We start from the raw sequence: 6,859 nt of genomic DNA, 5'->3' as shown, positions 1-6,859 counted from the left end.
TCCATGATCGCTCCTTTGTCAGAAATATACGCGGTTTTCTGACAGATTTCAATCGGGCTTGCTCACCCAAAGCGCCGCCCCTCTTCGGTGAAGGTGTACGCGTTGACGATGATCCCCTCTTCGATCGCCTCGTCCGAGGTGAGGTGCTCGTATTCGGCCTGAAGCTGGCGGTAGAGCCAACGGGCCAGATCGCGCAGCGCCTCGGTCACGATCTCTTCGGCATCCTCAGTGGGCGGCTGACAGGTCGGGCTGTCACGGGTGACATCCACGGACATGGCAAATTCGTGGTAGTAGCGCCCGCGATGGGTCGCCTCGGCAGCGAGCCGATAGAAGTTCCTGCGCTGGATGGCCTGCAGCCGGTCGGCAATGCCGTGCAGCGTCGCGTCCATCGGGGCATAGTCCCGAATGCGCGCGGCCGCGCCCTTGGTGTGACGGAGGTAGCCCTCGAAGCAGGCCCCGTCCCCCTGGCTCCAGAACCCCGAAAACCAGACACAAGGCTTGTGCCGCACGCCGCCGCCCATCAGGCGGACGGGCGTGGCCTTCAGGCGGATGCCGAGGATCTCGCAGATGCGCTCGAAATCCTCATAGACCGCGTCCCACCAATCGTCGTGGGGCGCGAGGTCGCGATACCAGCTGCGCGCTTTTTCCTTGGCCGCATCCGAGAGTTCGGGGAACTGGTAGACGGTGGTGCAGATGGTCTCAGGCATCGATGTCCTCCCCGGTCAGCGCCGCAGCCAGCCATTCCTCGGTGCTGGTCCAACCGATGGATTTGCGCGCGCCAAGGTCGATGACATGCGCACCGCCGCCGTAGGCATCGAGGCGCGGGCGCGAGCAGGTCAGGGCGTGTTGGAAGCCCCAGAGGCCGGTGAGGTCGAGGTCTTCGGCGAGGCGCAGCACGAAGCGGATGACCGCCTCGACATCGCCATGTTCATCGTCATGGATCCACAGGATGCTGCCCTCGGGCGCATCCTGGCGCGTCAGATCGAACCCCGAAACCTCCGGGTCATCGGCCTCCTGATCCGCCGCGCGCAAATCTGCAAACAGCGCGAGCGCGCGGGCGGCCTTTTCGGCCGTCCCGACATCGATCAGGCAAGAAAAATGGGTGAAGTAATCCGCCATGGGAACCTCCTGAGAGTGAGACGCCCAGCCAAGAGGCCGGGCGCTGGATTGGAATGAAAGGATGGGCAGGCGCGCTCAGCCGGCGCGCTGGTCGCCCGCAGCCTGACGCGCCGCATGCGCGCAAAGCATCTGCCGGTAGAACCGCTTGCGCGCCGCCCGAAACCCGCGAACGGCGCGGGTTTCGGGATGAAGCGCCCGGACCGCCGCACGCAGGACGGCGAGCGGCGATGCCGTCACCGGCAGACCGAGGCGCAGATACGCGGGGTCGGTCATATCAACGGCCCGGTGAAGATCGGGGCCAGATCGACGGCCGAGGGCGCCATCTGCCGCGCGCAGGGGGACTTCGGTCATGGTCATCGGGTCAACTCCGGTTCGGGGAAAGGGGGGATGCCGGACTGGGCGATCTCTCTGCCCGGCGGCGCGCCCCATGCCCCCCTGCCCTCCTCGATCTCTCCGCCCTCACGCAGCAACCCGCAGCGCGCGGGCGGCGACGACACGCCAGAGCGGATCGACGAGCCGCCCCTCGAGGTGATCGGCGCGACGGCGCAGATGCGCCACGAACCCATGTTCGCGCCATCCCGCAGCCTGGCTCGCCCGCGCGCGCAAACCGCTCGCCTCGCGCAACACCGAACGGGCCTCCGGCGCGGAGAGCACGGGGTTGCACCAGGCAATCGCGCCATCGGCCAACTCTCCCGCCAGCACGAGCCGCTCCTCACGATCGAGGATCGCCATCATGTGCGGGGCAACATCGGGGCCGACTTGCTGCGCCAGCACGACCGCAGCGAACATCGCATCCGCGAGCGTCGCATAGCGATCGAGTTCCACCGGGCGGTCCTGCCCGGCCATCGCCGCTCCAAGTTCCGGGGCGACAAGTTTCAGAACGAAGGGCAGATCGGGATTGGGCGCGGGCCGCGCATCGGCGTCAAACCGCATCGTCGGAGTGGCCTTTCGCGCGTGGAACTCTTGATCGAGCATCTCGGATTCTCCTGCGACGGGGGCGGGAAGCCTCTCTCCCCGCCATCACCGTCACCCCCAAACCGCCACCCTCTTCCTCGAGGGGGCGGGCATCGGTCAACTCAGGGTTATTGGGTTGAAAACTGGACGCCCGAGAGCCAATCTCACGCTAAAGCGAAGCGCGCTTGGAATGACGGTCTTGCTTTCAAGTTCAGGTGAGGGAATACCAATGGAAACTGAAAATTGGTCCAAGTCGCTTGGCGCAGAATATGCGACTGATGAACCAGAATTCATGTGTGAGCTCGGAAGAGCCATGGCGGAGTGGGGGAACGTTGAACATGCCTTGAGCTCTGTTTTTGCGGTCGCCATTCAATCGAAGGACCCGTTTCTGGCTCGCGCTTCTTTCCATTCTATTGTCGGTTTCCGTGACCGTTTGCGGGCAGTCGAGACACTCATCGCGATGCAATCGAAAAGGAATTTAACAGATTTCTGGAAAGAGGTTCACTTGGAGTGGAAACGAATTGACGATATACTCTCAAAAGCCTCAAAGAAAAGAAATCGATTGGCGCATATGCATGTTTGGCAAGGCCCAGAAATAGGAACCTTTGGTGCACAAAACATCACTGGTCTTGCCGATTTACCCTTGGACCCTGTTGCACGAAAGAAAGAGGTAGTAACGATCGCCTTGATGCGCGACTATCGGCGTTCTTTTTGTATCGCTGCGGATCGTGTATACAAATTACAGGAACGCCTAACCAACGCAGGCTGATGGCTGGCGCGCTGGTTATCCTTGTATCCGGAAGCGCGAAGATGCGCGCTTCCGGTCTCAGCTTCATCCCACACGGTCGAGCAGCTTCTTGGCACGCCCTTCCATGTCGAGGCGGACATCTTGCTGGGTCTTGTCGCGCGCGAGCCGGGTGATCCCCTGCACGAAGTCGAAGATGCTTTCGGGCGGGCGGCCCTCTTCCATCAGCACCTTCTCGATGATCTTGCCGGATTCGGCCTTCGAGAAGCCACGTTTCCTCAGGAAATCATCCCGGTCCTCGTCGCTCCGCGCCACGATCTGTTGCCGCGCGGCCTGGATGCCGTTCACAAACCCCTGCGGCGAGGAATTGGCGAAGCGCGTCAGGGCCGGGGCCGCCTCATGCGCGAAGCGCGAGGCCGCGTATTTCGAGTGGCGGATCTTGATCTCCTGAAACTCCTCGACGCCCCAGAGGTTGCGGTTCTGGCACACCGCCCTGAGGTAAAAGCTCGCCATGCCAAGCGTCTTCGCCCCCACCTCGGAATTCCAGCAATAGAAACCCCGGAAGTAGAGATCGGGGGAGCCGTCGGCCAAACGCCCCGCCTCGATCGGGTTGTGATCATCCACGAGGAACAGGAAGACGTCGCGATCCGAAGCATAGAGCGTGGTCGTGTCGCGGCTGATCTCGACGTCGGGGTTGTAGACCCCCGTCGACCAGTCGAGCACACCCGGCACCTTCCAGCGCGTGTCGCCGGTGCCATTGCCCGCGAGGCGCTGGACAGCCTCGACCAGTTCGAAGTCATGGATCCGGCCGTAATCGGGCCCCGTCACGGCGCGCAATTCGGTGCGGCCATCTTCGGTCTCGAAGGTCTTGACCTGCTCGGCGCGGTGGTTGGAGAGGCCATATTGCAGGTTGATCCCGGCGAGCGGCGCGGGCAGTTGCCGCAGGTACGAGGCCGGGGCGCCGACGATGCTGGCAAGCTGGCCAAAGGCCCAATGCGTCGGCGAAACCGGCGCCTCGGCTTTCGGCAGGACCAGATGCAGCCGCTCGGCGCTGTCGCGCGCGGCTTCGACGCGAATATCGGCCGTCTGCACCACCCGGCTGCGGCTGCGCTCGGAACGGCCCTTCACCGAGGCCCAAAGATCGTCGAGCGAGAGATACCGCTCGTCATCGGGCCGGTTGAACCATTCGGACGACACCCGCCCGTTGCGCTCCCCCCGGCTCACATCCACCTTCCAGCCACCAGCCCGCGCCGGTGCGACCGGATCCAGAACTTCCACAACGCCCATCGGCATTCCTCCGCGACAGGCGCCGGGAGCCTCTCTCCCAGCCCTCAACCCGTCACCGGGAAACCGGCACTCCTCTCACTCTTCAGCCGGAGCGCGAGTGACGGCAGTGCGAACAAAGCGGTCATCTCCCGACAAGAACCTCTCTGTCCGGTGCGAGCGTTTCAAGGAATGCTGTGTCGTGGCTGATCACCAAAACCGCACCGTCATAACCCGCCAGTGCCGCCTCCAACGCCGCAATGCCGTTCAGATCGAGGTGATTGGTCGGCTCGTCCAAGATCAGCAGCATGGGCGGCGGCATGCCCCCGAGGGCACAGGCCAGACCGGCCCGCAGGCGCTCTCCCCCGCTCAACTCGCCCGCGTACCGCAAAGCATCTGCCGCACGAAAACCAAACCGGGCCAGCGCGGCATGGGCCATATGCGTATCCGTCACGGGGTTCAGGTGCAGGAAATTATCACGCAGGGTGCGGGCCGGATCGAGCAATCCGACATGCTGATCCAGCAGCGCGAAGGGCACCATCAGATCCACCTGCCCATGTTGCGGCACGATCTGCCCGGTAATGATCTTCAGAAGCGTGGTCTTTCCGCTGCCGTTTGACCCAGCGATGACGACGCGCTCTGGGCCGGTGACTGTCAGCGACAGATCGCGGATCACAGGGCGGTCGCGGTCATAGCCGCCGGTCACGTCATCCAGCCGGAGCACCGTCTTCCCTGAGGTAAGGCCCGATGAAGGGATGTCCATGCGCAGCGGTTGCAGGATTTCGATCTTTTCGCGCGCGGCGGACAGCGTCTCATCCGCCGCCTCGCGCCGGGCATCGCGCAGGCGCGCACCAGCGCCGCCCGAGGCTTCTGCCCGTTCCTTGGCGGCATCCATCAGGATTTTCGGCTGATCTCCCTTGGCCCGCGCCCGGTGCCCGGCACTGTCCTTGCGCGCCTTGCGCTCACTCGCCTGCTGCGCTTGACGGATGGCGTTGGAGCGAGCCTTTTCCGCATGGGTAAGGTCACGGGCCGCAGCATCCAGTTCCATAGCCTTCCGCTGCCGGAAGGCGCTGTAATTCCCGCCATACCGTGCCGCGCCAAGCGAGGTCAGTTCGACGATGGCGTCCATTTCATCCAGAAGTTCGCGGTCATGGCTGACGATGATCGCACCGCCCGTCCAACCCCGGATGAGGTCGATCACCGCCCTGCGCCCGTCACGGTCGAGATTGTTCGTCGGCTCGTCCAGCAACAGGAAATCCGGCTCGGCAAGGATCAGGGCGGCAAGGGCGGCACGGCTGCGCTGGCCGCCGGATAGCGTCATCAGCGGCGTCTGCGGTCCGGCGGACAGACCACAGCGCAGAAGCGCGGCTTCGATCCGTGCGGGCAGGGTCCAGTCGGCATCGGCCAGGTCGTCGGCATCGGCCAGACCCGCCTCGGCGCGATCCAGCAGGCCGAGCGCGGCGCGCAGGCCCAACAGATCGGCGATGGTATCGTCAGGATGCTCCATCACGTCCTGACGCATTATCGCCATGGTGCCAGATAGCTGCACCTGACCCGAAGTCTGGCGCATCTCACCCGAGATCAGACGCAAAAGTGTGCTCTTGCCTGCGCCATTACGGCCGATAATGCCGGTGCGCTCAGGGCCGAAGGTCAGGTTGAGGTCGGTGAAAAGCGGCGTGCCGTCAGGCGTGGACCAGAACAGGCCCGAGAGGGAGATGAATGCAGGCATGGGACAGAACTTCTCGCAGCGAAACCAAAGGGGCGAAGGCGGCGAGGTTCAGGTCCATAGCGATATTCTCTCCGGCAGGAAGACAACTTGAAAGTAGTGGTCGCTCGGCAGTTCTGCAAGCCAAAGCCAACGGCGGCTTTGATTTCGAAGCGGCCATGCGGCGGCGGCGCGAAAGCCTCGGGTCACTCATTCAGATAAGCGGCCCAGTTCTGCCGCGCATGCACGATGCGCAGCACCTCAAGCCATCCCGCCTCGATACGGTAGATGATCAGATGCGATCCCGAGAGGTAGAGGCGGACGGCAGGGTAGATTTCAGTGCGCTCGCGCGCAATGCCCGGGTGCTGGACCAGCAGGTCCATGTCAGAGGCGAGCCCGCGGATACAGGTCTCAGCCTGCGTGACGGACCACATGCCTGCGCTATAGTCCCAGATCGCGTCGAGATCGCTCAGCGCTGCGGGCGAGAGCCGGTATTCACCGATCTTCGGCTCTGGCATCTTGTTCCCGCTTGCGGGCAAGAAAGGCCTCCACATCCAGACGCGCACCCGGGCCGCTCGCCAGACCCTGATCGACAAGCTGCTGCAACTCGGCGATGGCCTGCTGGCGGTCCTGATCGCGGCGGATCAGATCGCGCACATAATCACTGGCATTGCTGTAGCGCCCATCTTGGGTCTGCGCCTCGACCCAAGCCTTCATCGGGTCCGGCAAAGAGACGTTCATCGTTGCCATGGTCGCGATCTCCTTCCCGAAAAAGATGAAACGATTTGGCAAAGCTTGTCAAACCGTGACGATGCCGTCCTGCGCGACTTGCCATGAGCGCGCAGCGAACCCGGCGGGTTTCCCCGCCGGGCCCGAGGGGGAGACCCCGTTCCTCAGAACGGGATCTCGTCGTCGCGATCGACCAGCTCGGGGTTTTCGTTCTCGGCCGCCTTCGGGCGGCTCAGGAAGTCGACCTTTTCGGCGATGATCTCGCAGCCGTAGCGGTCGGTCCCCGCGCTGTCGGTCCACTTGGTGTAGTGGATGCGGCCGTGGACGAGGACCTTCATGCCCTT

Annotated in this window: 10 protein-coding genes; 1 reads left to right on the top strand and 9 read right to left on the bottom strand. The window is 63.7% G+C overall.

Going from position 1 to position 6,859, the window contains the following annotated elements:
* Positions 1-62: 62 nt before the first annotated feature.
* The 4 genes from CRO22_RS18110 to CRO22_RS18095 form a co-directional block, all read right to left on the bottom strand.
* Positions 63-707: an antitoxin of toxin-antitoxin stability system gene (locus CRO22_RS18110; protein WP_097071547.1), complete on the bottom strand. Its 645-nt coding sequence runs from the start codon at positions 705-707 to the stop codon at positions 63-65.
* Positions 700-1,119: a hypothetical protein gene (locus CRO22_RS18105; protein WP_097071546.1), complete on the bottom strand. Its 420-nt coding sequence runs from the start codon at positions 1,117-1,119 to the stop codon at positions 700-702. The genes CRO22_RS18110 and CRO22_RS18105 overlap by 8 nt, the downstream gene beginning before the upstream one ends.
* 75 nt (positions 1,120-1,194) lie before the next feature.
* Positions 1,195-1,476, bottom strand: coding sequence for a hypothetical protein (locus CRO22_RS18100; RefSeq protein WP_394341507.1), 282 nt, complete (start codon positions 1,474-1,476; stop codon positions 1,195-1,197).
* A 102-nt stretch (positions 1,477-1,578) separates the two neighbouring features.
* The gene (locus CRO22_RS18095; protein WP_097071545.1) at positions 1,579-2,094 is read right to left on the bottom strand and encodes a DNA repair protein RadC; all 516 of its coding nucleotides are present in this window, start codon (positions 2,092-2,094) and stop codon (positions 1,579-1,581) included.
* Positions 2,095-2,302: 208 nt separating this feature from the next.
* On the opposite strand from CRO22_RS18095, the gene CRO22_RS18730 reads away from it, so the two are divergent.
* Positions 2,303-2,842, top strand: a complete 540-nt coding sequence (locus CRO22_RS18730; RefSeq protein WP_176518704.1) for a hypothetical protein — start codon at positions 2,303-2,305, stop codon at positions 2,840-2,842.
* A 63-nt stretch (positions 2,843-2,905) separates the two neighbouring features.
* Here CRO22_RS18730 and CRO22_RS18090 read toward each other — a convergent pair whose 3' ends face one another.
* The 5 genes from CRO22_RS18090 to CRO22_RS18070 form a co-directional block, all read right to left on the bottom strand.
* On the bottom strand, positions 2,906-4,105 hold the full coding sequence (locus tag CRO22_RS18090) for a DUF932 domain-containing protein (protein ID WP_097071544.1): 1,200 nt from the start codon (positions 4,103-4,105) through the stop codon (positions 2,906-2,908).
* A gap of 121 nt (positions 4,106-4,226) precedes the next feature.
* A complete protein-coding gene (locus CRO22_RS18085) occupies positions 4,227-5,810 on the bottom strand; it encodes an ABC-F family ATP-binding cassette domain-containing protein (protein ID WP_097071543.1) in 1,584 nt (527 codons plus the stop codon).
* Positions 5,811-5,992: 182 nt separating this feature from the next.
* Entirely contained in the window at positions 5,993-6,304 is a 312-nt protein-coding gene (locus CRO22_RS18080; RefSeq protein ID WP_176518703.1) for a type II toxin-antitoxin system RelE/ParE family toxin, read from the bottom strand.
* The gene (locus tag CRO22_RS18075) at positions 6,282-6,536 is read right to left on the bottom strand and encodes a type II toxin-antitoxin system ParD family antitoxin (RefSeq protein WP_097071548.1); all 255 of its coding nucleotides are present in this window, start codon (positions 6,534-6,536) and stop codon (positions 6,282-6,284) included. The genes CRO22_RS18080 and CRO22_RS18075 overlap by 23 nt, the downstream gene beginning before the upstream one ends.
* Positions 6,537-6,679: 143 nt before the next feature.
* The coding region (locus CRO22_RS18070) for a single-stranded DNA-binding protein (RefSeq protein WP_141399488.1) at positions 6,680-6,859 on the bottom strand (180 nt) is incomplete at its 5' end.

Origin of the sequence: Rhodobacter maris (assembly GCF_900217815.1) — a bacterium.
GTDB lineage: Bacteria > Pseudomonadota > Alphaproteobacteria > Rhodobacterales > Rhodobacteraceae > Rhodobacter > Rhodobacter maris.
The sequence above is the reverse complement of the archived record's forward strand: the minus strand, read 5'-3'. Positions and strand labels throughout refer to the sequence as shown.

Excerpts from the sequence above, each read along its gene's own strand:
- CRO22_RS18085 (WP_097071543.1), bottom strand. The coding sequence starts at position 5,810 with ATGCCTGCATTCATCTCCCTCTCGGGCCTGTTCTGGTCCACGCCTGAC.
- CRO22_RS18105 (WP_097071546.1), bottom strand. The coding sequence starts at position 1,119 with ATGGCGGATTACTTCACCCATTTTTCTTGCCTGATCGATGTCGGGACG.
- CRO22_RS18080 (WP_176518703.1), bottom strand. The coding sequence starts at position 6,304 with ATGCCAGAGCCGAAGATCGGTGAATACCGGCTCTCGCCCGCAGCGCTG.
- CRO22_RS18730 (WP_176518704.1), top strand. The coding sequence starts at position 2,303 with ATGGAAACTGAAAATTGGTCCAAGTCGCTTGGCGCAGAATATGCGACT.
- CRO22_RS18095 (WP_097071545.1), bottom strand. The coding sequence starts at position 2,094 with ATGCTCGATCAAGAGTTCCACGCGCGAAAGGCCACTCCGACGATGCGG.
- CRO22_RS18110 (WP_097071547.1), bottom strand. The coding sequence starts at position 707 with ATGCCTGAGACCATCTGCACCACCGTCTACCAGTTCCCCGAACTCTCG.
- CRO22_RS18090 (WP_097071544.1), bottom strand. The coding sequence starts at position 4,105 with ATGGGCGTTGTGGAAGTTCTGGATCCGGTCGCACCGGCGCGGGCTGGT.
- CRO22_RS18075 (WP_097071548.1), bottom strand. The coding sequence starts at position 6,536 with ATGGCAACGATGAACGTCTCTTTGCCGGACCCGATGAAGGCTTGGGTC.
- CRO22_RS18100 (WP_394341507.1), bottom strand. The coding sequence starts at position 1,476 with ATGACCATGACCGAAGTCCCCCTGCGCGCGGCAGATGGCGCCCTCGGC.